Source organism: Terribacillus halophilus (assembly GCF_900101385.1).
Lineage (GTDB): Bacteria > Bacillota > Bacilli > Bacillales > Amphibacillaceae > Terribacillus > Terribacillus halophilus.
This window is the reverse complement of record NZ_FMZB01000005.1, coordinates 159562-183782: the sequence shown is the minus strand read 5'-3', so window position 1 is coordinate 183782 and position 24221 is coordinate 159562. Positions and strand designations below refer to the sequence as shown.

The window sequence follows — 24221 nt, the reverse complement described above, 5'->3', positions numbered from 1 at the left end:
AACAACCATTAGGAGGACCTGATATGCCATTGAAACAAAAAATCCCTGCAAGTATGATGCATCTGTTATCCTTGATCCTGACTTTCTTCCTGCCACTTATTGTGTTGCTCCTTGTCCGAAAACGAAGCAGCTATTTCAGTCAGCACGCAAAGGAAGGGTTGAATTTACATTTCACTTTTTTCCCAGTCTTTCTATTACTCCGAATTACTTCCATACACTACCCGCCCGCTGGTGTGGCATCCATGCTGTTAATCGGATTGGAGACCATACTCATCATATGGGCTGCGTATTGTACACTGATAGATAGACCTTTCTCCTATCCTGTGATTCGATTTTTCAAAGTCAAAGGAGATACGACATATGTTATCTGATGTACTCGATTACTTATCATCACTCCCGCTGTTCTTTCTTTATTTATCGTTGATTCTACTAAGTGCTGTGCCTTTCGTGGAAGCCCATATAACAGTCCCTTTAGGGATCATGCTAGGTCTGCCGTTTCCAGTCTGCTGCCTGATCGGTCTCACCGCTAATTTCCTATCGGTGGTTCTTGCTGTAAAATGGATGAAAAGCACTAAAAAGGACAACTATTCATCCATTAGGATGAATAAGGCAAAAGTTCTCGGCACGCGTTACGGGGTACCCGCCTTAGCTTTGATGGGACCTATATTAGGGGCAAATCATATCAGCGCGGCTGCTGCTGTACTTCTAGGAGCAAGTATACGAAGCATTTACTTTTGGCAGCTTGTGAGCATCGGTATTTGGGGTATTGGTACCGGCTTGTTAGTTCAGCACGGCATCTCATTTTTCAAGGAGGGCAGTTTTTGATGACAGATGGAGCAACATATACTATCGGCGAAATGGTAACCAAAGGACAAGTCAGTATCCGCACGCTTCGCTATTATGATCAAATCGATCTCTTAAAGCCAACAACCCATACAGAAGGCGGTCATCGCTTATATTCTGATGCAGATTTGAATCGACTATATGCCATTCAATCCATGAAGGGCATTGGGCTCTCTTTAAAAGAAATCAAAGACATTCTGACATCCGGCCACTTGATGGGACATGAAGTTCATCGATCGTTACAATTCCAACGTAAAATGCTGACTGCCAAAAAACAGACCATCGAGGATATGATAGCCGATGTCGACCATATGCTACGCATTACGGAAGCAGATCATGAAGTTGATATAGATATTTTTTGTTCCATGCTTCATTACATAACTGCCAAAGAATCCATCAAGGAATGGCAGCAAGGAGAGCAGATTCAGGCAGGAGCAGATAGCGATGAAACGTTGGAAAAAGAATGGAGCATCCTCTTATCCAATCTGAAAAAAGTGATTCGGATGAATATCTCTCCAAGGGCGCCAGAAGTACAGCAACTTGTCAATCAGCTATTGGCTTTGATGGATCGGACTGCTGGAGATAGAACGACCATTCCACTGCCACAAACTGCACCTCCGATCATCACTCCTTTTTCCGAGAAAGATCAGCTTTATCTTAAAGAAGCCATAAAGATCCATAAAGAGAACAAAAACTAATCAAAAAAGCTGCCAAAAACTTGGCAGCTTTCCTATTTACCGAAGCAGCATCCTTAAATCTGCCTGATTCCCCAATAGATCCTGCAGGGTATACGCATCCAACACCTGCAAATACGCATGCAGCGCTTTTCCTAGGATTCCTTTTAATCCACAGACGGACGCAATCGGACAAGTATTATTTTCCCGGTTGAAGCACTCTACCAGATGAAAATCATCCTCCATCCGCCGAACGACGGCCCCGATATTGATGTCCTCCGGATCGAGTGCCAGTCTGATGCCGCCTGATCTGCCCCTGACAGCTTCTATATAGCCAGCCTGGCGCAGTTCATGCGCTACTTTCATCAGATGATTTTTGGATATATGATAAGCTGTCGCGATTTCCTGGATCGTCGACAATTTGTCTTTTTCTTTTGTCCCCAGATAAAGAAGGATTCGCAGGGAAAAATCGGTATACATCGTCAATCGCATTTGTTTTGTATCCTCCTCTTCCAAAGGATTATAGCATAACTCACGAAATGATTGGGCAAATAGAGAATGTGACACTTTTGTTAAAGTGGTATTTAAAATATATCTTTTATCCATCGTTAGTTCTATGATAGAGAGAGATCAAAGAAAGAAGGAATCCATAATGCTATCACAAGAAACCATTAACGTTATTAAAAGCACTGTACCAGTTTTAGAAGAACACGGGACTCAAATCACTACTGTCTTTTATGAGGAATTGTTCAAAGCCCATCCTGAGCTGTTGAATATTTTCAACCATGCCAACCAAGCAAGAGGCAAACAGCAGACTGCGCTTGCCAATGCTGTCTATGCAGCCGCAGTACATATCGATAAGCTGGAAGCCATCCTGCCGACTGTCGTACAGATTGCGCACAAACATGTCAGCCTCGGTGTAAAACCGGAGCATTATCCAGTCGTAGGCGAATACTTGCTCAAGGCAATCAAGATGGTTCTGGGAGATGCTGCAACACCCGAGATTTTAAAAGCATGGGAAGAAGCATATGGCGTCATCGCGGACGCTTTCATCGGTGTGGAAGCGAATATGTATGAAGAAAATGAGAAGAAAGAAGGCGGCTGGGCATTCTTCAAAGACTTCACTGTCGCAAATAAAGTACCAGAAAGTGATGTCATCACTTCCTTCTACTTGAAGCCCGCTGATGGGGAGCATGTACCTGATTTCCAACCAGGTCAGTATATTTCTGTCAGGGTATCCATCCCTGGCGAAAAATATATGATGATCCGTCAGTACAGCCTATCCAAAACACCGTCACCAGATATGTTCCGCATTTCGGTCAAAAAAGAAAATGATAATGATCCGGATGGAAAAGTCTCTGTATACTTACATGAACAAGTAAAAGAAGGAGACAAACTAGAGGTAAGTGCTCCGGCTGGTGATTTCACGCTCGAGGGAGATCCCGATAATGCCATCACATTCATTGCCGGCGGTGTAGGTATCACACCAATCATGAGTATGCTCGAAACATTGGCAGAGAAGGATCCAAATCGGGAAGTCGTCTTCCTTCAAGCAGCACGCACTCCTGCTTATGCTGCCTTCACTGAGCAGATCCATAGCTTCCAGGAAAGAATGCCTAAATTAACATACCAAACTTATTATGAAGGTAACCGCATTGATGAAACTGTCCTGAAGGAGAATGTGAACTCTACTAGCGATGTATATGTCTGTGGTCCTGCCGGGTTCATGGAATTCGTCATTACCACGCTATACCACGCTGGCTTCAGCAAGGAACAAATTCACTTTGAATTCTTCGGTCCTGCAGCTGATCTTTCAAAAGCTGAATAATACAACCAAGCGCACTGCCAAGGCAGTGCGCTTTTTGTTAATTCTTATTTTCTTGTTCTGTGATGCTTCGTACAATATCTTGGATTGTTACATGTGCCAATGCTTTTTCCATGGCCGACTGTGCTCCTGCGAAAATCGGAAGTACCGCTGATTGAATATTCCGTCCAACGGAACATTGTGGATTTGGACTGCCATGGACACTGAATAATTCATTTTCCGGAACTGCATCCACGGCTTTATAAACATCAAGCAGTGTAATTTCGTCCAGCTTGTCTGCCAGTTCCGCTCCTGCCACCCCAGGTCTGACTTTTACCAGTCCTGCTTTCTTCAGCATCCCCATGATTTTTCTGATTACTACGGGGTTTGTATTGACACTGGCGGCGATGAATTCAGACGAATTCACCTCGTCCTTGTTCACTTCCAAAAGTGTCAGTATATGAATACCAACCGCAAAACGGCTGCTTATCGACATAACTTCCAGCTCACTTTCTAATGAATTCCTATCTATAGTATAACGCAAAAACCATCAGGTAAAAGGAATGTGTTGACAGAACCCCACCTGTAACTTATTATATTACATGTAAATAAAACAGTTACAGATATAAAGGAGAATGACTATGAAAATCGGGATTATTGCTGCAACAGGTAAAGCAGGCCGTCTCATTGCAAAGGAAGCGGAAAATCGCGGCCACGAGGTGACAGCCATTGTCCGTAACCCTGCGAAAGTAGAACAAGACAATGTCCAAGTGATTCAAAAGGACATCTTTGACATCAATGCCGAGGATATCCAAGACTTTGACGCAATCGTCAATGCTTTTAACGCTCCAGCCGGTGAGGAAGAACAGCATATCGAAGCTGGGCGCATTTTGATTCAAGCATTGAAAGATGCGCCCTCCACTCGCCTTGTCGTTGTCGGCGGAGCTGGAAGTCTCTTCGTAGATGAACAGAAGACAACGCGCGTATTCGAAACTCCTGACTTCCCGGATGCCTTTTTACCGACAGCTACCAATATGGGAGAGAATCTGAAGGAACTTGAAAGCAGTGAAGGCATTCAATGGACATTCATCAGTCCTGCAGGTGTCTTCGACGCGGATGGAAAACGGACTGGCAGCTATCAGAAAGGCGGCGATGTCATGATCCTCAATAAGCAAGGTGAAAGCTACATCAGCTACGCCGACTATGCGATAGCTGTGCTGGACGAAATCGAAAAACCAGCCCATACGAATGAACGTTTCTCTGTCGTAGGTGAAAAATAAAGAAAAGCGCTGGATCCTTTGATCCAGCGCTTTTCCCTTATTTCAACAGATTCAATGATTCGCGGTTGAATGCTTCCAAATCATCAGGAGTTCTGCTTGTTACGATGTTGTGGCTGACGACTACTTCTTCATCTTTGTAGTTTGCACCAGCATTGATCAAGTCTTTGCGGACACTGCGATAGCCCGTGATATCCTTGCCTTTCAGCAAGTCAGTATCAATCAGTACTTGCGGGCCGTGGCAGATGGCGAATACAGGTTTTTCATTTTCCACGAAAGCTTTCGCGAATTCACCAGGACGGTCATCTCCACGAAGCAAGTCAGGAGAAAATCCTCCAGGAATCAATAATGCATCGAATTCACTTGCATCCACATCGGAAATCGCTTTGTCGATTTTCACTTTCTCCCCGTGCTTGCCGTTAACTTCTTTACCAGCTTCGAACTCGACTGTCACAACACTGTGGCCAGCTTCTTCGTATGCTTTTACCGGACTTGTATATTCGATATCTTCAAATTCATCTGTAACTAAAACTGCGATTTTTTTGCTCATATATAGTCCCTCCTCTTTCGTCTCTGATTCAAGACTACCAGATGAATTTAATTTTATTCAACTATCATGCTCAACATATTATCCGATACTGATAACTCCAAATAACAGCGCAGCAACCGTCATTACAATTGTCGAGCCGAATGCCCAAAGCATGGCATAACGCTGCAATTCCCCGAATTGGATACCTACCATACCGATCAAAAGGTGGGCTGCGGCTACTAGCGGACTCAGTACGTGCACCGGCTGTCCCAGCAATGCTGCCCGCCCGATTTCCACTTTGCTGACACCATAAGCCTGAGCGGCTTCGGCGAGAATCGGTAGCACGCCCAAATAAAATGCATTATTGGACATAAAGAAAGTAAACGGTGCACTGATGATGGCCACAATGACAGCGAGGTAAGGAGACATGAATTCCGGGATGATGGATACAAGTGTATTCGCCATCGCATCGATCATTTCGGTGCCGGACATGATACCAGTGAAAATACCTGCGGCGATAACGATGGTTGTCACAGCTAAACCATTTTTAGCGTGCGCTGCCATTCGCTCCTGCTGATCCGCCATACGCGGATAGTTGATCATAAGTGCTACAGCGAAAGCAACCATGAATAAAATGGTCAACGAGATGAAGTCAAGGATAAGGCAGACGAGCAATGCTATCGTAAGCAAGAGGTTCACCCAAACAAGCTTCGGTCGGCGGTAAGCTGGTATCTCTTCTGCGGCACTGATTTCTCTTTGCGTTTGATTATCCAGCTGCACAACACCTAGACGTTTTCTTTCTCTCTTACCAAGGATGAATGCTACTGTGATTGCATAAACCAAACCCACTCCCATAACCGGAATGATCGGAATGAAAAGCTCTGATGCTTCCAGATTCAATGCCGCCATCGCCATGGCCGAAGCTCCTCCCCAAGGTGTAATGTTCATGACACCCATGGAAAGCATAGCTACAGTTGCTAAAATCAAGCGATTCATACCTAGCCGTTTATAAAGCGGCAATAACGCTGAAACTGTGATCATATACGTTGTTGTGCCATCTCCATCAAGTGCTACCATCATAGAAAGAATTGACGTACCAACAACAATTTTGAGCGGATCTCCTTTTACCACCTTCAGAATGAAATTGATCAGGGGATCAAACAGCCCCGCATCAATCATGACCCCGAAATAAAGGATAGCAAAAAGAATCATGATAGCCGTGGCCGCAATTCCTTCTACACCCTCCAGCATCATCGGACCGAGAGAAGAAGTGAAGCCGCCAATTATACCAAAGAGAATTGGAATAAGCGTCAACGCCACAAGCGGCGATAGTTTTTTGGACATAATTAAATACATAAATACAGCAACCATGGAGAAGCCCAATAAAGATAACAAAAGAAAGTCCTCCTTCAAACAGCGCCACTGTTAGCGCTTTCATTTGAAAGAAGTGTAACATTACGTTCACAAAATGCACAGTTTACTTACATTAAGTGCATTTTTTTCATTTTTTTCACGTATATTAGATCGAACTTTCATCTCTGTATTTATACTTCCGAACAGGCCTTCCGATTGTTCCATAGGTGACTTCGATCTCTGCTTCTTTTCTCGACACCATATATTCCAAGTAACGGCGGACAGTAGAATGACTTACTCCTACTTTCACTGCTACTTCCTCTGCCTTTTCGCTGTTCTGCTGCTCCTTCATTACTTGTCGTACCGTCTCCAAGGTGTGACGGTCGACTCCTTTTGGGTAAATCTCCTGTTCTACTGCTTCAGCTGTATGTATGTTGGGATGAAAAAATGCGTCAACTTGCTGCTGACCGATTTTATTGCCAGATTCAAGTTCTCTTTTATGTATGCTATATTCCTGGAGCACACGTTGGAAGCGATCACCATCTACCGGTTTGATCAAATAACTGTACACACCTCCACGCATGGCCTCACCTACTGTCTCCGTATCATTCGCTGCTGTCAGCAAAATGACATCTGTTCTGCGGAAATTCTGGCGGATGAACCAAAGGATATCAATACCACTCATATCAGGAAGATAGACATCGAGCAGCACCAAGTCCGGCTTCAGTGCCTGAAGCAGACTTTTCGCCTGCTCGCCATTTTCAGCCACACCAATCAGTCGATATCCTTCCATCTCATTCAAGTAATTCTGAAATATCATTGATGCTTCCACATTATCTTCTACTATCAGAACGTTCATCCGATCCATTTTCCACGCTTCCTTTCGGGAGAACAATCGTTGCGAGTGTTCCTCCTGCTTCACTGTCTCCATAATACAAAGCTCCATTCAGTTTCTCCAGTGCTACCTGTACAATAGTCAGGCCAATTCCATGCCCATCGCCAGCTTCCTTTTTGGTTGAAAATCCATCGACCAATACTGCCTGTTTTTCCTTTTCGGAAAGCTGCTTGCCATTGTCCTCAATATCAACTATCACTTCTTGTCCCAAATCTGTAAAAGACACAAAAACCTTTCCTTCGGTACCCTGGTGCTTGGATGCGGCCTCCATGGCATTCTCTAGTAAGTTTCCGATGATAGTCACGATTTTCTCCGTTGCTTCCGGTCGCAGATCAATGTTCATGCTGCTGCTTTCATCAATTGTTAATGACACTTTAAGCTCTTTGGCACGGTTGAATTTTCCTAATAAGCAGGCTGCAATCATCGGTTCCTTTATGCTTGTCATCAGCAAATTGACGACACTCTGCTGTTCCTCTACCTCCTTTGAGATGAGTACAAGTGCCTTGTCATATTCCCGCAGGCGAATTAAACCGTACAATGTATTTAGCTTATTCATGAATTCATGATTGGAAGCACGCATCTGATCAGCTTGCTGCTTCATTTTTGCGATTGTCTCTGAAACATCAATCACTTCAGTTTCGGGACGCAATGTAAACACTACACCTAATGTTTCCTCAGCCTCTTTTATCGGAGAAGCATCCACTATATAAATATCGCCAGCAACGAAAGTATACTTGTTATACCTTCCTTGACCGTCTGCCAAAACTCCTTGATAAAGAGATTGCAGATTCGTCTGATCGATTGCATCTTCCAGCACCGATTTTCGCTTAAATATCTCATGAGCCCTACGATTGATAGAAGTAATATGGCCTTTGCGATCAATGGCGATAGTAGCATCTTTGATCGATGCCAGCGTCGTCTCCTTCTCTTTGAATAAGAAAGAAATCTCCTCAGGCTCTAATCCATAAATCAGTTTTTTCACACGTTTGGCCACAAGATAAGCACCAACTAGACCAACAATGAAGATGAGCAGAAACCAGATAATTACCTCCTTTAAATACGAAAGTATCTGATCATTTAGGTTTTGTTTCAGAAATCCGACTGATGCTACACCAATGATATCACCAGATTCATTTCTTATCGGTGATTTCGCTTTTACCGCATAGCCGGAAATACCATAACCTTCGTATATGACTTCCTTTCCTTCTTCTAATACAGGCTCATTGCTCGTCTTTGTCGGTTTGCCAATTCTCTCTGGGTCTGAATGAGAAATACGTATTCCATTCGTATCAGCGATGACAACATAGTCTGCACCGCTATTTTGCTGGATTTTCAAAGATTCCTGCTGGATGGCATCGTCATTATCCCTCTCCTCCAGGTGCTCAAGAATCGTTTCATCCTTAGCAGCAAGTTTAGCGACAGCCATTGCAGTGTTTCCAGCATCCTCTTCGACTATCTCATCCACCTTCCTCATGAATAGAGCGCTTACAAATAATAGACTGATCACAAGCACTATTGTCACCAATAAGACAATCTGACCTAGTAATCCAAAACGCCGCCTTCTCAGCAGTTCCCCCATATAAGTCGTCCCCTCTGTTCACCTATTCTATTATCTTACTACTTTAAAGCTATAGGAAGAAGAAAGGTTACGAAATAAAAAAGCATCCACGTGAAAAATGGATGCTCGTCTTGTTATCTGCTTGTATATCCTGCATCAGCATGAATTGTCGTGCCAGTTACATAAGAAGATTGATCGGAAGCTAACCATAGACTTGCCTGAGCAATCTCTTCCGGCTGACAGAATCTGCCTAAAAGGCTCAGCATCGGTGCAAATTCCTCTTCTGTCTGCCCTGTTTCTTCCAGGGAACCTCTGAGCATCGGTGTATCGATTGCCCCGGGAGCAACTGTGTTCGCCCGGATATTCATCGGACCATTTTCAAGCGTAGCAACTTTCGTCATACCAACAACGCCATGTTATTCGGCTGCGGACGAAAGCCGCTCACAGAGGAAATGTTGACGATACTGCCGCCTTCACCAGGAGGGGGGAAAGCGGTTATTGATTCAAGCCTTCTTAGGTTTCCTGATTATTTCTACGCCTAGCTTTAAAATCATAATCAACAGTGTCACAGATAGAATAAGCAATAACATATTGATTTCTCGCTGAAGACCAAGTCCTCCATAAATAATTGAAAAATATCCTTCTGTTCCATATGTTGCTGGTAGATAACTACCTAACTCCTTATAAAAATCGGACAATAACTCGCGAGGAACAATTATACCAGCTGTCACAAGCTGTACGGATAATACAAGAATGTTAAAAATCATCCCAGCTGGTCCGAATAGCACTAGAAACATCATTGAAATATTCATGAATGTAAAGTAAACAAGCCCTTGAAAAATTATCGCAAGAAACAAACTACCATGGATTACGAAGCCGAAACCACTTATCGAGTATATAGTTACGAGTGCTAAAACAATCGATAGTAATGCTTGCAGAATAAAGCGAGACAAGAAAATCCGCCACGCCGGATAATGTTCTCTTAGTTTTGACGCAGAACTATATAAGTTCAAGCTTAAAAGCATCGAGCCGACATAGGATGCCAAAATTATGAGCAGGGGAATCATTGACGCAGCAAAAGCTTTCGTTTCATGCATCTTCTCAATGACGGGTTGTACTGCATGTATTGATTCACCTTTCGTACTCAATGTTTCTATCTCTTCTGGATTGGAGCCAGCATTCCTTTGTGAAAGCAATTGTTCATCCATCTTATCCGTTATATTATTGGCTGCACTTTCCATCGCTTGTTTGGTCATAGATGGTGCAGCTTGATTGATGATATATCTTACTTCCGCACCCTCAGCCATACTGTCCTGGACAAAATGTCTTGGTATGATCATGACCATGTCAAGGTTATGACCCTCTAATTCCTTTTTTGCTTCATCTACTTCTGTCAGTTGCTCAACCCGGAATGGTATCGCTTCTTTTAACTTCTCTACGTGGCCTGTTTCGAACTGCTCATCCTGCACAACAATCCCTATCCTTAAATTCCCTATTCTATCTTCAACATCGTGATAGGCTGTCAGCCAGACACATAGGAAAATCAACAAAAATGCTAATGCTGTTGCAATCCCTACCCATGTTGCTTTTTCTTTTAGATACCCTTTCATAATCACTGTCACCTCTCTAAATTCATTTATGTATGCATGTACTTACTTGCATTTATGAGGAAAAAGAATTGCTAGGCTCTTAATCCCCTAGCAATTAATCTGGTACTCTCATCCAAAAAATCGTCATGACCAGCAGAAATCATTTTTCCCTCGAAACGAACTCTTGAAAGAAAATAACCAAAATGCATCCAAACGAAATTCATTGCCTGTATCTCCAAGTCAGTCGAAATTATTTGTTCTTTTTCATGCATCTCCTTCAGATATTTCAACATGACTTGTTTTACGGATTTCGGAAAGGTGGAAATAAGTTCCTTCATCTCCGGATTCAAGTCTGCTTCTCTCATAGCTATAAAAATCAAGGAACGATACTCTAGCAGTTTGTCCTGGAATGTTTGACCAAAAAGTCGTATATCTTGCTCCAAATCCCACTTTATATGCCGATAGAACGATTCATCGAACACAGTATCAAAAGCAAGGGATTCTATAATTGCCTCGAATACACCATTCTTACTGCCAAAATGACGGAATAGCGTTACTTCATTGACACCTGCTACTTTAGCAATCTCCTTTGTTGTCGTACCAGCAAATCCTTTGGAAGCGAATAATGCTGTCGTTGCTTCAATGATCTTCTGTTTTGTTGCATTCTTGCCCATTTCTTCATCCCTCAAATGTAAGTAAGTACTTGCATTATATGTGTTCCGCGAAATAAATGCAAGGAAAAATAAATAATCAGTAATTATTTATACTTGGTTCCACTAATGACAAATAAACTGCATAAAATCAAGATTTTCAAATTGGATTTCATGCAGCTTATTTGATTTAGTTATATCACACTTCTTAGAATTTAAAGCTATCAAGCTTCTAAGAGCATACGAGCTGTCACATCATCGGTAATGAGAACATGGATCAAATTCGCAGCCAAAGCAGCTTTGATTGCTTTGATTTTCTCCCGGCCGCTTGCCACACCGATGACAAGAGGGATTTGCTTCACATGCTCCAAATCCATCGAAATCACTCTGTCATTCCAATCATTATCTGCAGCGCGGCCATCTTCTGTGATGAAATTGTAGCATATATCGCCTACGACATTTTCGTACTCGATGACGCCATTCGTTTGTTGTAAATAAGATTTTACCATCGTCGAATGCTCTGGTGTCCCACCGATTCCAACCATTGCGATATCAGCTCTTGCTCCTGCTTCAAAGATGCTTTTAATAGACGATTGATTGACAATAATCTCTCTTGCTTCCTTGGAATCAACCAATACAGGTGCGTGTAGCAGTTTACACTTTGCCTTCAGCACTTCAGCTAGTTTTGCTACGATTTGATTCGCGTGGATATCGACCCGTTCATCACCCATTCCCCCTACAAGAGGAATGAATTGAAGTTCGGGAAAATACTGACTGGATGCCATTGCTGTGGCAACTTCGTACAATGTCGTACCGGAGCTGATTCCGATTGTCTGTCCATTTCGAATCATGCGGAGTAGATAATTACTGGCTGCTGCTCCCAATCGGGTTTTGGAATCATCCGTTTCATTCGCTTCTACACAAATGACTTCCCGCAATCCATAACGTTTTTCCACTTTCGACTCGAGCCCTGTATACGGATGATCATCTTGCTCATGAATGATGATCTCCACAACTCCCGCTTCCCTGGCTTTTGTCAAGTACTTGGAAATAAGCGATCTGCTGACTCCGATTGCCTTTGCGATTTCCGATTGTGTAGCGCCTTCTTCATAGTACATGTGGGCGATTTTCACCAAAAGTCTTCTATCTCCCAAAAGTGCCATCCTACCACCCTATTCTGTGGTTTAACATAAAATATGCCATCTACCATTGTACTATTTAAATGTAATTTTGCTACCTTCCTGAATGATAGGGTAAGTATGCGGACTTGCAAATACAGCCCCCGGCAGCACTTCTCCTTCTGGTTCCGTGAAATAAATCGAGATATGTCCCAATGTCTGTAGATTTTCATTCGCAGCCGAACCTACCTTGTCGATCTGGAACTCTTGTCCATCTATGATCAAGGCACCGCCTTCTTTGATTGCATTGCCTTCTGCTCCTTGTTCGACTTGATGCAGAAAAGAGATTTCCTTCAATTCTGCAGGAGCTTGCATCCCAAATAGAATAACGATTTTATCTGCTTCAAAAGCTTGCGCCATCGGTCCGATTTCTTTCACAATTGTTTGATACATAGTTTCTCCTCCTTAATACATGCCAAAGCTGGCAAAGTAAGCAATGACAACTGCCAGGACTCCGGTGATCAACCTGCTGTACAAGACTGCTGGAACACCATACTGGACTGTTTCTGGCTTCGCTTCACCTAAAGACAACCCAACTGGTACGAAATCTGCCCCGACTTGCCCGTTTATTGCGAACAAAGCCGGCAATGCAAATTGCGGCGGAATATTGCCCAGTGCAATCTGGCTTCCGATCAATACCCCTATTACCTGGGCAATGACAGCACCTGGTCCAAGCACAGGTGACAAGAACGGCAGCGTACAGATAACGACGATGACGATAAGTCCCCAAATCGAACTGGCAAGCGGTGACATCGTGTTGGCAATCAAGTCCCCGATTCCTGTGTAATTGATGATTCCGATCAGCATGCTCACAAACGCCATGAATGGAATGATATTTTTAAGCAGCATTTCAATGGAATCCCGTCCCGCTTGGTAGAAGACTCCTGTCACTTTCCCGATGCCTTTTGAAAAGCGCATCAGCCAGTTATCATCAGTGGAACGATGCTCTTCCTTCACTTTCTCATACTCTTCCTTGAACTCTTTCTTATCAGCAGTATTGAATCTTACTTCTTCTTCTGCAGCGGCCGAAGCCTGCTCTTTCCCTTCATCTTCTGCAAGGGCTACTTCTTTTGGTGTAACACCTGATACGAAGATATCTTCTTTGATATGTTTCGCTAACGGGCCTGATGGTGAGGAACCAAGAATATCAACAGTCGGAATGCGTTTCATCGGATAAAGCCCGATTCTAGCTGTGCCGCCGCAATCGATGACCACACACATCATCTCGTCCTCTGGTACCGAGTTCTTGAAGCCATCCACTGCTTGGGCCCCAGTCAATTCCGCTATACGTTCAGCGACAGGGTGAATGCCCCCTCCTGTAATCGAGATTACTTTCGTTTTCTTGCCTTTTGGTTCAATCCGGAGTCCTGTTCCCCATCCGCCAGAGCCTTTGCTGACAAATACCGCTTTATATCCCATGCTGCTTCCCTCCCATATTACATTCTTCTCATCAGGAATTTCGTGATTTGTTCCGTCAGCATTCCTCTGATCAGCATGACGACAATACCGACCAAGAAGAAACGAACTGCCAGTTCGGATGTTGAGTAGCCAGCTTGTGTCAAGCCGTTGGCAATACCCAAGTAGACAAATAGCTCTCCGGCATTTGCATATGGAAACAATGCCGTCACCGGATGCAAAAATGAAACGAGCGAATCGAAGAAGGCAGGTTTCTGACGCTCTTCAACAAAGCGGCCGAATGTATATGCCATTGGATTTGTAAGCAGCAAAATGGATAATATCGGCATGACTGTATAACGCAGCAAAGCATATTTGGAGGTGAAACGAATCGCCTTTGTCACACGATCTTCACCAATGAATTTGATTAGTGCATAAGTAAAGGTCAGCAATACTACCAGCGTCGGCACTATACCGGTGATGAGGCTCATGAATTGCTCGCCTCCAGCATTGAACATACCGATGAAATGCTCACCGAACCACTGAATCCATTCCATGTCTTTCACTCCCTGTTATGAGATAGATGCCATTCTTTTCGTCTTCGAGATGGACATCAAAGCTTGTTCACCAGCAGTCTGCAAAGCTGTTTGCAGTGCTGGCAGCTTCTTTTGTTTTACTGGACTATGCAGCTCGTCCAACAGTTCACCCAGATGCTTGCCTTCATATTCCTTCATCTCTTTGAATGTTGAAAGAATGCTGATGCCCCGCATCACCTGGCATTCCCGGATCATATAGGATTCATCTACAACGAGCAGGACAATCGATCCTGGACCGACACGGCGGCGGGATTGTCCGGAGAAAAGATGAAAGCCCTTTTCTCCTTTATATTTCCCCACTAATTTTTTCATTGATTTTTGATAATAGTGAACTTGTATTGCAGTCAAAGCAGATTGGATGATCAGCAAACAGCAGGCAATCAATACTAGCTTCATCTTGTCATCCTCCCCATCATTCAGCGAATAAGTGATCTTGAAGCGCACGAAGCTTCCAGACAGTAGTAGATGTATCCAGTTCTACATCGTCCATGGTCAGGAACTGGCCTTCTTCGATGGAACGCTTAGCTACGACATTCCCGCTGATCAGCCCGATTGGAATATGGCCATTTACCTTCATGTCTTGATGTGTTTCCAGCATACCCCGGACACTATAGCCGCCAATACCGTCAAGTCGCTCACCTGGCTGGATCGTACGTTTTGCAACAGCAACCGTTTCAGAAACCGGTGCACCAAGCGGATGAATGGAAGTATCGTGATGCAGCACTGCTTTGGCAATGGTGATCGGTGTCTCAAGACTTGCAAGGTGATAAGGACGATATAGCGTGTAATGCGGGCCATGATTGGCATCCACTTTCAGCAGATAGCGCAATTCCTCATCCACTGGTTCTAATTCACTCTTCACGATTACGAATACGCCTGGCGCTATACCGTTTACATATTCGACAACTCCAAGGGAATCCAGAACCCCGCCATTTTCTTTCAAATCCAATTTCTTTGCGACATCATCAAGACCGGCATCCACCCCGTGCATGCCGACTTTATCCGGCACAAGGCCGATCGCATTGCTTAGTAAGTTCATCTCAGCCATGGTTTTTGTTCCATCTTGGAATGCTGCCAGCATGTGTGCACTCATGTTTTTCTGTCTTGCTTCTTCTGCGCAAGTATCCGGGTTTGCAGTCGGCTTAAGCGCATTGTTTTTACCCTTACCCGCTACGACGACCTCAAGCCCCATCGTTTTCGCAAATTCATATAGTTCCACGATTGCAGCTGGCTCATCTCCAGCCGAACCAGAGTAAACCAATCCTGCACTATTGAACATGCTGTGCATATAAGAACCGATTGTAATATCAACTTCCACGTTCAACAGAACCAAGTGCTTTCTGGAACGAAGTGCTTCCAAGGCAATATTAGCTCCGACCTCCGGTACACCTGTAGCGTCTACCACGACCTCTACCGTATTGGACTGGATAACTGCCCGGTAATCAGAAGAGACCACTGTCTCTACCTTTCTGTTCTCCTGAGATCGATAGAAATCTCTAGCTTTCTCCGCATTGGAAATATTCACATCACAAATTCCACCGACAACCATCCCAGGAATTCTCGAAATTTGAGAGATAAGTCCGAAACCCATTTGTCCAGCTCCGATGACACCTACTTTGATTGGCTGCATTTGTTTGTCTCTTTCTTGTAGTTCTCGATAAATGGACATATTCCATTCCTCCTGTTGAATGCGTTTTCATATCTAAGTAAAAAATGAATTAACATCTGTTACACTATTTATTATAAGTTCAAATTATGTAACATATGTTACAATTAATATCATTTGTTACTTCTTGCTTGTTATTGTATTATCTATTGAAAGCGTTGTCAAACATTTTTCTGAAAAAAATAGAGGAGGCTAAAATATGAACAGAATTGATTATTATCACGTGAAGGATGCACCGCAAGCCCAAAAAATCATACCAGCTGTTTCTGCAGTGATACAAAATGATCAGCATATCCTGCTTCAACAGCGAAGCGATAATGGGAAATGGTCCTTGCCTGGCGGTAATATGGATATAGGAGAATCTATATTGGAGGCAATAAAAAGAGAAGTGAAGGAAGAGACAGGACTGGAATGTAACATTGATCGCATAACAGGTGTATATAGTGATCCCAACCATATCATCGCTTATGATGATGGCGAAGTAAGACAGCAGTTTTCCATTTGTTTCGCGGGAGAAGCTGTCGCAGGAGAACTGCGCAAAAGTGATGAATCTTTCCATATTGCTTGGGTTCCAATCAATGAACTGGATGATTACGACATCCAACCTGCTCAAAAGGCAAGGATAGAGGATGCTTTAAAAGACTGTAAAAGTGCATTTATTAGATGACTGCTAAAATAATACCTTCTCACTCTATAAATGGCTTGATATCTTCATCTACATTAGGACCATCACTTAAACATTGAACTGGTGACCATACCCATAAAAAAATCCCCACCTGAGTAACCAAATTAGGATACATGGGTGGGGATCACAACAGCTAATTTATACGCTGACTTTCCGATATGTGCACGACATTATCAATAAGCTCCGAATAGTTAACCTTTGAGAAATCTGTTACATCTGCCTCGATTAGCCTTCCCATTTGAAATGCATCATAACCTCTTGTGGTACAACGCACAATAAATTCCTCATAAGTGAGTAAATTATCCGCTTCAACTCTGTTCTCCAGCCGATCACCCAAGCGATAGGATGTTACAATGTGACTTAAGTGTCTGGAATCATCTAAATCCCTCTGTCTTTGACGTTCATACAAAACATTCAAATCAGCTGTCAAACGAATGGTGATGACTTTATATTGATACTTTTCTGTTAGTCGCTGAAGATGAGGGTACTGTTTATTGCTGAATGGGTAGTCAGATATAATATTTTTTCTCGCATGCATTTGACCTTCCAGCACTTCGTAGTATTTCTTCCACGCTCTGTTTTCTAGTCTCTTTTTTTCATTCAGGTTTTGATAACCATATATATCAAAATAGCATTCTTTTAACTTATCAGGCGATATCAATGCGTACGGTCCTAGACTTTCATCGATCATGTTGCATAAATAAGTTTTACCTGTTCCCGGAAAGCCAGCTAGTAATATAAGGACGTTATTCATCTAATCACCTTCCATCTCTTCACTGGTTGGGCATCTGCTTCTTGTTGACTTATTTCAAGACAAGCGTACGATCCTCCACATTCATAAAAATACTGATTTTATGTTTGACTATTTCTTTGACTGCCTGATTACAGGGAATGACATTATGTCGCAGCGATTTTGTCTCTTTTGTTTCTCCAAATGTTTCTTTAGCTTTTCTCGTCCATGCCACCAGAAGCTCTGTTCCTACATTAAATTTTCGAATGCCATTATTGATTAGTTCGGGGATATCATGTTCATTCACACCTGTTCCGCCATGAATCACCAGTGGTACATCCACTGCTGCATTTATTTCTTTCAAAAGTGGCAAATTTACGTTTGTCTTGGATTTATATTGGCCATGATTTGTTCCAATGGCAACGGCTAATGCGTCAACTTTAGTCGCCTTGACAAATTCCACTGCGTTTTTTGGATCCGTATATACCTTATCATCTTCTCCGACGTGGATTCCCTCTTCTGTACCGCCGATGGTACCAAGCTCTCCTTCAACGGAAACACCATGTTTATGTGCGTATTCAACTACTGCTCGTGTTTTCATAATGTTCTCTTTAAGCGGTAAATGAGAGCCATCAAACATAACGGATGTATATCCTTTATCGATAGCCTCTTTAATATCATCAAAATTCCTAGCGTGATCCAAGTGCAATACCACATCCACCATTTCCTTTGACGCCATCGACTTGCATACCGCAACGAAATTTTCGTGTCCGATGTATTTTGCTGTATCTATACTAGTTTGAATGATAATCGGTGAGCCTTGCTCCTTTGCCGCACGTATCATATCAGGCAGCATTTCTAGATTATGTGCATTGAATGCACCCACTGTGTAGTTTAGTTCCTCCGCTCGGCTCGTCACTTCTTTTAATGTAGAATACATGCTCAACCTCCGCTCCCTTCATACTATTTAGCGAACACCTCGTGTAACATCTTTGGAAACTTGCATCAACTGATCCATTTTATTTAGATAGATTTGAAGCGTTTTATCGTCATTTGCTTTTGCTGCTTCTGCTCGTTTTTTGTTATATAATCGCAATAAATTTTTATACCCATCGCCTACTGATTTTTCTATCTGTATACTTTTTTCAAGAAAATCAATTGCACGATCATCATCACCGAGTTCCACATAAGCCATGCCGATCTCTTCAAGTATTTTTGCGTGTTTTTCTTCAGCAGCCTGCTCGAATTCTTGTTCTTTTAAAGAGATTGAGAGCTGTATTTGTTCTTTGTCTTCCGGAGTCAAAACGGCCGTCTCTTCCTGCTGGGCATCCTTTTTTGTTTTTTTGTCCTTTTTCCTGCCAAAACCAAACATCATATCTGCCTCCTTTTATGCTAAAAAGCTTTTAGAAGTGGACCAATGAGCCATGCATATAGCAATGCTGCGGCTACTGTATCGACATCCGTCGCAGTTGCATTAACAAACCCCATGGAATTGAATATCGTCACTAGCAGGGCCGGCAAAAGCGTGATGAAGAATCCGTGTGCCACTCCGCCAATAACCGCTCCTCGGCGACCGCCAACCTGATTTCCGAATATTCCGGCAGTTCCGCCTGCAAAAAAGGCTGTCAGCATCCCTGGCAGGATCATAGCTAATCCGAATACTGGCAATACGAACATGGCGATAACACAGCCGATTGTCGTAGTGATAAATCCAACGATGACAGCATTAGGGCTGTATGGGAACAGTACGGGACAATCCAAGGCCGGCTTGGCATTTGGAACAAGCCGCATTGCAATACCGCGGAATGCAGGAACAATTTCCCCCAGCAGCAGGCGAACACCTGCTAACAGGACGTATACTCCTACCACAAACTGAATGGCTTGAAGAAAGGCAAACATCAGATAGTGTGTATCTCCTGCTAATGTGGAAGAAAATTCTGCTCCAGCAAATGCTGCTGTAATAATATAGAGCGGAACCATCACTACCATTACGGAGAGATAGGTATCCTGCAAAAACTCTAGCTGGGCTGGAAGCTTCAAATCTTCTACCGATTTTTTCTTCTCGCCTTTGTCCCCGAATACTTTTGCTACGCCCGCTTCGAACACATAGCCAACCGTACAAAAATGTCCCAGGGCGATTTCATCCGATCCGGTGATTTTCCGAACGAATGGCTGTGCAATTGCTGGCATGGCAACCGCAAATACACCACCAATAAAACCTCCAACCAAGATCAAAGCAATCCCGCGCAATCCAGCAAAGTATCCAAACACCGTTGTCATGGTAGCCATCCAGAGGATCGCTTGACCTGTTAAAAAAATATATTTCCACCTTGTAAATCGGGCAATGATGATGTTAAAGATGAAGATGGCTAGAAAAGTTAATGCAATATCCCGCCCTAAGCCTAATTCATTCATAGCTTGGCCATTAATGGCTTCAATCGAAGGGACAATGCCCTGCATTTGGAATCCTTCTGCAAATATTTTTCCGAAATATGTTAGACTCCCTACAATAATGCTGGAACCGGCAGCCAATACCATGAAACCCAGCATTGTTTTTAAAGAGCCAGATATCACTTGACCAGCAGATTTTTTTTGCAAAATCAAACCTAGCATAGCAATCAATGCAATCGTGACGGATGCCTGTGTCAAAATGTTTTCGATAATAAAATTTATAACACCCATTCGCTGCCTTCCTCCCTCGCTCTGCCTGTTTTATACTTAAACCAAGACTCCTTTTTCCTTTAGTACCGGAGTGATTTTTTCTTCAATTTCTTGTTTGGATACAATGTTTCTTAAATAAACAATGCTTGTTTGGTTAGGATCAATAGCGAATTTCTCGAATTGTGATTGAAAGTTTTGTGCTGTAATAATAATGTCTGGCTTTGCTGATGCTGCAGAGGATATATCACCATGATCCAATTTGGCTTCGATGCCTAATTTAATCAACACATCTTCTGCCGCCATTTGACATGCAAAGCTGCTTCCCAAGCCTGCCCCGCAAACAAATAAAATATTTAACTTTTTCATATAATCTCCTCCACTTTTAGTAGGTTTTTTGGCTCCCATAAAGCACATCGTTAAACATATCTGTATCTTGTACTGCTATTAATCTCTTAATTTTCGCTTCATCATTTATCAAATCAATCAAATTACGCATTACATTTAAATGTGAATAAGAATCTACGGCAGCCAAACAAAAAACAAGTCGTACCGGATCATTATCCGGATTGCCAAAATAGACTGGGTCCTTTAAAGTCATAACGCTGACACCCAATTTATTCACTCCATCTTCGGGCCTTGCATGTGCTAAAGCTAAATGCTTACCAACGACTATATAAGGTCCATATTCTTCCACGGATTTAATCATGGCAGTTATATAACTTTCTTCAATTGCTTTTTCTTTCACCAAAAGATTGGCAGCCTTCGTAATTGCTTCTTTCCAATCCTTGCATTCTTGATTCAATAAAATATTGGAGCTCTTCAGGATATCCTGTAGCATTGGCTGTATCTCCCTCGTGTTAATTTTTAAATGGTGATTCTTAAATGTTTCTTCTACTTTCTGATAACTTTCTTTTGTTATGCTGCCGCCGCTATCAATAATTAACGTTAAGATATCCTGCATCAGTTCTGTGGCATCTAAATTATTGGAGATTATCCTTCGTTTATCTTTATTTTTGATTAAGAAGGCTTCTATTTCTTTTTTATCGCTTTCTCGCAGAATCGGATTGAGTATCAATAACGGTCTTCTCTGATATTCAATCGGAATGGTAGTAAAAACCAAATCCACATCGAGCTTGTCAATGAAACTTACTTCATGGGAACTCAATACAGCAACAATATCTATATTGAAGTGCTCTTTCAGATTGGCAGCCAATAGTCTTCCCGTTGAAAGCCCATGACTGCAGAGCACAACTGCCTGATATACTGCTCGTGTCTCCTGTTTCATCCAGCTAGCAGAAGTTGAAAAGTAAACAGTTAAAAATCCTATCTCATCTTCTGATAATGGTTTCTTGGTGTGTTCCTCGATTTGCTTTTTAAAGCGCGTTACTGCCTCATATATTTCGAAATAAGATTCTTTAATCGTATCTTTCAAAGGATTGGATGCTTGAATGTCGTTTTTGGCTCGGCTCAATAATCCTGTGATATGCTTATACAACCCCTCATACAATTCTTCTTCTCGCTTTGAAAAAGGGATACCGGTTACTTTCTCTACATGCTCGATCAATTGAATGGCTAACAGTTGTGCAGTGATCCAATCGATGGAGTTGTTCATATCTTTTGGATTAAATGATTCTATGGCGAGTGTAATATAATCCATCTCGACCAACGGAGGGTCCAGATCAAAATCTCTGCAAAGTGAATGAATGAAATCCCTGATAGGTCCTTCCTGTCTCTCATTTTTTACTTTAGCTGATCCACTTATGGTGTTTCGTTCTTCCATGCGGCGCCGCCAAATTCCTAAATACAGCAAGACTTGATTTCGGTACATGTAATTAATTTCAATCTTGGACTTTACTAGAACCTCATCGTAGTGTTCTGTGATGATGCGGATAGCTTGTTGATCTAAATAATTCAGTACTAATTGATCAATAGTTGATACTGTAACTTCTGCCAGTTTAGAGCTCAGCAATGCATCGATATCTGTCATGCTTGTAATTACGCTGTATAACATCGACCTTATCGAGCGTTCATCCCCTTGCAACACGACACCCTGCTTCGGCAAACTCACTACAGAAATCCCATGATTTTTCAAGAACAATCGAAGCTTCCTCATATCTTCATCCAATGTGCTTTTTGAAACCTGCAGCTTTTCTTCCATTTCATAAAGGATGGTAGTATGCAATGGATTTACAATGTCCAAAAGCAGCGCCAGAAAACGTTCATTAGGACGGTAATAATCGACCGTTCTATCATCTTCAATTTTTACAAGTAAATCTTCACGTTCCTTGGCAGAGAGATTTAATTTCAACCCCTTTCCTCTTGCTGTTTTTATCGTCGGGTAATTATTTTCAGCCAAAAAACTGTTGATTAAGGTTAATTCGTTTCTTACAGTACGTTCACTAATAGAAAACTCTGTACTTAAATCCTTGCATGTCAAAAAGGAATTAACTGAAGAAAATCTAGTAAGTAATCGTTGCGTCCTTTCTTTCATAGAATGTAACCCCTTTCATGGTTTCATTATATGTGGTGGAATTCCGGAAGTTTAGTGTATGTTTTTGCAACTTGAACTTGCAAAAATGCAAGCGCTTAAATTCATATGTATGCTACGTATATATTTCCTTCTGCCTAGTCGGCTTGAATATGATCTCTCCATATCAAACCAACAAAGCATTCATGGCCATATTTTTCCCATAAAAAAAGCCCTCCAAAAGAGGGCTTCTCCAATCAATTACTGTTCTTACTATCTTTCGTTTTCACTCGTACCTGATATACGATCAGCAAGATGATGAACCAGACAGGTGTAACAAACAAGGATACACGAGTATCTTCAGCCAATGCTAACACAACAATGACAAATGCCAGGAATGCCAAAATCATATAATTCGAGATTGGTGCAAACGGCATTTTGAACTTACTGTTTTTTGCGAGCTCCGGACGCATCTTGCGATATTTCAAGTGGGCTAGTACCGTAATTCCCCAGATGAAAATAAAGCAGACTGTCGAGATGCTCGTAATCAAGGTGAAGACACCTTCAGGCATCACATAGTTGAGAATGACCGCAATCAGGATGACGATGATGGAGAAGAACAATGCGTTCCTCGGTACTTTGCGGAAATTCAGCTTTTTGAAAGGCTGCGGTGCGTGATCCTCCTTAGCCAAGGAATAAACCATTCGGCTTGTACTGAAGACCGCACTGTTACAAGCTGATGCAGCTGATGTCAATACGACAAAATTGACGATTCCCGCAGCAGCTACGATGCCGACTGCTGTGAAAACTTGGACGAATGGACTTTCGGCCGGATTGATTGCATCCCATGGATAGATACTCATGATAACGATAAGCGCACCAATGTAGAATACAAGAATCCGAATTGGGATATTGTTGATTGCTTTCGGAATGACTTTTTCCGGATTTTCCGTTTCCCCGGCTGTCAGACCGACCAGCTCAATCCCGACGAAAGCAAACACAACCATCTGGAATGATAAAATAAAACCATGGATTCCGTTCGGGAAGAAACCATCGTGATTCCAAAGGTTTGCGAAACTGGATGGACCAGCATCCGTTGAGAATCCGCGGATGATCATGAAGACGCCAACCACAATCAAAGCCAAAATAGCGATGATCTTGATCAAAGCAAACCAAAATTCCATTTCACCGAATAGTTTTACAGTAGCTAGATTCATTATCAGCAGGATGACAAGTGCAACGAGTCCAGGCATCCATTGCGGTACATCCGGGAACCAAAATTGCGTGTAAATCCCGACTGCCGTCAAATCGGCCATGGCAATGGAGATCCAGCAGAACCAATACGTCCAGCCCGTGACAAAGGCGGCCCGATCACCGAAGTAATCGCCGACAAAATCCACAAAAGATCCGTAACCGAGGTTGCTCAGCAAGATTTCTCCCAACGCTCGCATAATAAGAAAACAGAAAATACCAGTGATTAAATACGCAAATAGAATGGATGGTCCAGTTAAATGGATTGATTTGCCGGCACCAAGGAATAATCCCGTACCGATAGCTCCGCCAATCGCAATCAATTGGACGTGCCTGTTTTTCAATCCTCTGGCTAACTTTTCTTCAGCCATATGTATGCTCCCCTCTTCCTTCATTTCGAGCATGCAAACATGTATAGTA

General features: G+C 42.6%; 28 protein-coding genes. 6 read left to right on the top strand and 22 right to left on the bottom strand.

Annotation, left to right across the window (positions count from 1 at the left end):
- The first annotated feature begins 23 nt into the window (after nucleotides 1-23).
- The 3 genes from BLQ53_RS10625 to BLQ53_RS10615 are packed head-to-tail and all read left to right on the top strand — an operon-like array spanning nucleotide 24 to nucleotide 1541.
- Nucleotides 24-371, top strand: a complete 348-nt coding sequence (locus BLQ53_RS10625) for a magnetosome magnetite crystal formation protein family (RefSeq protein ID WP_093727290.1) — start codon at nucleotides 24-26, stop codon at nucleotides 369-371.
- Nucleotides 361-825, top strand: coding sequence for a hypothetical protein (locus tag BLQ53_RS10620; RefSeq protein WP_093727289.1), 465 nt, complete (start codon nucleotides 361-363; stop codon nucleotides 823-825). Before BLQ53_RS10625 ends, BLQ53_RS10620 begins: the two co-directional genes overlap by 11 nt.
- Nucleotides 825-1541, top strand: coding sequence for a MerR family transcriptional regulator (locus BLQ53_RS10615; protein WP_093727288.1), 717 nt, complete (start codon nucleotides 825-827; stop codon nucleotides 1539-1541). Before BLQ53_RS10620 ends, BLQ53_RS10615 begins: the two co-directional genes overlap by 1 nt.
- Before the next feature lie 36 nt (nucleotides 1542-1577).
- Here the strand turns inward: BLQ53_RS10615 and BLQ53_RS10610 are convergent, their stop codons facing one another.
- The gene (locus BLQ53_RS10610) at nucleotides 1578-2009 is read right to left on the bottom strand and encodes an RrF2 family transcriptional regulator (protein ID WP_093727287.1); all 432 of its coding nucleotides are present in this window, start codon (nucleotides 2007-2009) and stop codon (nucleotides 1578-1580) included.
- A gap of 124 nt (nucleotides 2010-2133) precedes the next feature.
- Here BLQ53_RS10610 and hmpA point away from each other — a divergent pair, with 124 nt between their 5' ends.
- Entirely contained in the window at nucleotides 2134-3345 is a 1212-nt protein-coding gene (gene hmpA, locus BLQ53_RS10605) for an NO-inducible flavohemoprotein (protein WP_342005165.1), read from the top strand.
- Between the two features lie 37 nt (nucleotides 3346-3382).
- Here hmpA and BLQ53_RS10600 read toward each other — a convergent pair whose 3' ends face one another.
- Nucleotides 3383-3817 (bottom strand): Rrf2 family transcriptional regulator, encoded by a 435-nt coding sequence (locus tag BLQ53_RS10600; protein WP_093727285.1) that lies wholly within the window; start codon nucleotides 3815-3817, stop codon nucleotides 3383-3385.
- A 145-nt stretch (nucleotides 3818-3962) separates the two neighbouring features.
- Between BLQ53_RS10600 and BLQ53_RS10595 the strand changes: the two genes are divergently transcribed.
- Nucleotides 3963-4601, top strand: coding sequence for an NAD(P)-dependent oxidoreductase (locus BLQ53_RS10595; protein ID WP_093727284.1), 639 nt, complete (start codon nucleotides 3963-3965; stop codon nucleotides 4599-4601).
- 37 nt (nucleotides 4602-4638) lie between these two features.
- Here the strand turns inward: BLQ53_RS10595 and BLQ53_RS10590 are convergent, their stop codons facing one another.
- The 13 genes from BLQ53_RS10590 to BLQ53_RS10530 all read right to left on the bottom strand — a co-directional run bounded on the left by BLQ53_RS10590 (nucleotide 4639) and on the right by BLQ53_RS10530 (nucleotide 16010).
- Complete coding sequence (locus BLQ53_RS10590) at nucleotides 4639-5148, bottom strand: type 1 glutamine amidotransferase domain-containing protein (RefSeq protein WP_093727283.1); 510 nt, start codon at nucleotides 5146-5148, stop codon at nucleotides 4639-4641.
- 78 nt (nucleotides 5149-5226) lie between these two features.
- The gene (locus BLQ53_RS10585; RefSeq protein WP_093727282.1) at nucleotides 5227-6522 is read right to left on the bottom strand and encodes a CitMHS family transporter; all 1296 of its coding nucleotides are present in this window, start codon (nucleotides 6520-6522) and stop codon (nucleotides 5227-5229) included.
- Nucleotides 6523-6646: 124 nt separating this feature from the next.
- The gene (locus BLQ53_RS10580; protein WP_170829658.1) at nucleotides 6647-7348 is read right to left on the bottom strand and encodes a response regulator; all 702 of its coding nucleotides are present in this window, start codon (nucleotides 7346-7348) and stop codon (nucleotides 6647-6649) included.
- Nucleotides 7314-8954, bottom strand: coding sequence for an ATP-binding protein (locus tag BLQ53_RS10575; RefSeq protein ID WP_093727280.1), 1641 nt, complete (start codon nucleotides 8952-8954; stop codon nucleotides 7314-7316). Before BLQ53_RS10575 ends, BLQ53_RS10580 begins: the two co-directional genes overlap by 35 nt.
- Before the next feature lie 113 nt (nucleotides 8955-9067).
- Entirely contained in the window at nucleotides 9068-9334 is a 267-nt protein-coding gene (locus BLQ53_RS10570; protein ID WP_244499325.1) for an SDR family oxidoreductase, read from the bottom strand.
- Between the two features lie 102 nt (nucleotides 9335-9436).
- Complete coding sequence (locus BLQ53_RS10565; protein WP_093727279.1) at nucleotides 9437-10543, bottom strand: YhgE/Pip domain-containing protein; 1107 nt, start codon at nucleotides 10541-10543, stop codon at nucleotides 9437-9439.
- 71 nt (nucleotides 10544-10614) lie between these two features.
- Complete coding sequence (locus tag BLQ53_RS10560) at nucleotides 10615-11196, bottom strand: TetR/AcrR family transcriptional regulator (protein ID WP_093727278.1); 582 nt, start codon at nucleotides 11194-11196, stop codon at nucleotides 10615-10617.
- Between the two features lie 200 nt (nucleotides 11197-11396).
- Nucleotides 11397-12335 (bottom strand): sugar-binding transcriptional regulator, encoded by a 939-nt coding sequence (locus BLQ53_RS10555; protein ID WP_093727277.1) that lies wholly within the window; start codon nucleotides 12333-12335, stop codon nucleotides 11397-11399.
- 51 nt (nucleotides 12336-12386) lie between these two features.
- Nucleotides 12387-12743: a PTS glucitol/sorbitol transporter subunit IIA gene (locus tag BLQ53_RS10550; RefSeq protein ID WP_093727276.1), complete on the bottom strand. Its 357-nt coding sequence runs from the start codon at nucleotides 12741-12743 to the stop codon at nucleotides 12387-12389.
- Nucleotides 12744-12755: 12 nt separating this feature from the next.
- Nucleotides 12756-13769: a PTS glucitol/sorbitol transporter subunit IIB gene (gene srlE, locus BLQ53_RS10545; protein ID WP_093727275.1), complete on the bottom strand. Its 1014-nt coding sequence runs from the start codon at nucleotides 13767-13769 to the stop codon at nucleotides 12756-12758.
- A gap of 17 nt (nucleotides 13770-13786) precedes the next feature.
- Nucleotides 13787-14302, bottom strand: coding sequence for a PTS glucitol/sorbitol transporter subunit IIC (srlA, locus tag BLQ53_RS10540; RefSeq protein WP_093727274.1), 516 nt, complete (start codon nucleotides 14300-14302; stop codon nucleotides 13787-13789).
- Between the two features lie 15 nt (nucleotides 14303-14317).
- Nucleotides 14318-14737 carry a transcriptional regulator GutM gene (locus tag BLQ53_RS10535; RefSeq protein ID WP_093727273.1) on the bottom strand — a complete coding sequence of 140 codons (420 nt, stop codon included), beginning with the start codon at nucleotides 14735-14737 and terminating at the stop codon, nucleotides 14318-14320.
- Between the two features lie 16 nt (nucleotides 14738-14753).
- Nucleotides 14754-16010, bottom strand: coding sequence for an NAD(P)H-dependent oxidoreductase (locus tag BLQ53_RS10530; protein ID WP_093727272.1), 1257 nt, complete (start codon nucleotides 16008-16010; stop codon nucleotides 14754-14756).
- Nucleotides 16011-16206: 196 nt separating this feature from the next.
- Between BLQ53_RS10530 and BLQ53_RS10525 the strand changes: the two genes are divergently transcribed.
- On the top strand, nucleotides 16207-16674 hold the full coding sequence (locus BLQ53_RS10525) for an NUDIX hydrolase (protein ID WP_093727271.1): 468 nt from the start codon (nucleotides 16207-16209) through the stop codon (nucleotides 16672-16674).
- A 151-nt stretch (nucleotides 16675-16825) separates the two neighbouring features.
- Here the strand turns inward: BLQ53_RS10525 and BLQ53_RS10520 are convergent, their stop codons facing one another.
- From BLQ53_RS10520 to BLQ53_RS10490, 7 genes are all read right to left on the bottom strand, one after another.
- Complete coding sequence (locus BLQ53_RS10520; RefSeq protein ID WP_093727270.1) at nucleotides 16826-17446, bottom strand: P-loop nucleotide/nucleoside kinase family protein; 621 nt, start codon at nucleotides 17444-17446, stop codon at nucleotides 16826-16828.
- A 49-nt stretch (nucleotides 17447-17495) separates the two neighbouring features.
- Nucleotides 17496-18362: a class II fructose-bisphosphate aldolase gene (locus tag BLQ53_RS10515; protein ID WP_093727269.1), complete on the bottom strand. Its 867-nt coding sequence runs from the start codon at nucleotides 18360-18362 to the stop codon at nucleotides 17496-17498.
- Nucleotides 18363-18389: 27 nt separating this feature from the next.
- On the bottom strand, nucleotides 18390-18794 hold the full coding sequence (locus BLQ53_RS10510; RefSeq protein ID WP_093727268.1) for a tetratricopeptide repeat protein: 405 nt from the start codon (nucleotides 18792-18794) through the stop codon (nucleotides 18390-18392).
- A gap of 20 nt (nucleotides 18795-18814) precedes the next feature.
- Nucleotides 18815-20104, bottom strand: a complete 1290-nt coding sequence (locus BLQ53_RS10505; protein ID WP_093727267.1) for a PTS sugar transporter subunit IIC — start codon at nucleotides 20102-20104, stop codon at nucleotides 18815-18817.
- Nucleotides 20105-20140: 36 nt separating this feature from the next.
- Nucleotides 20141-20449, bottom strand: a complete 309-nt coding sequence (locus tag BLQ53_RS10500) for a PTS sugar transporter subunit IIB (RefSeq protein WP_093727266.1) — start codon at nucleotides 20447-20449, stop codon at nucleotides 20141-20143.
- Between the two features lie 16 nt (nucleotides 20450-20465).
- Nucleotides 20466-22574 (bottom strand): BglG family transcription antiterminator, encoded by a 2109-nt coding sequence (locus tag BLQ53_RS10495; protein WP_093727265.1) that lies wholly within the window; start codon nucleotides 22572-22574, stop codon nucleotides 20466-20468.
- Between the two features lie 233 nt (nucleotides 22575-22807).
- Nucleotides 22808-24172 carry an amino acid permease gene (locus BLQ53_RS10490; RefSeq protein ID WP_093727264.1) on the bottom strand — a complete coding sequence of 455 codons (1365 nt, stop codon included), beginning with the start codon at nucleotides 24170-24172 and terminating at the stop codon, nucleotides 22808-22810.
- Between the last annotated feature and the right edge of the window lie 49 nt (nucleotides 24173-24221).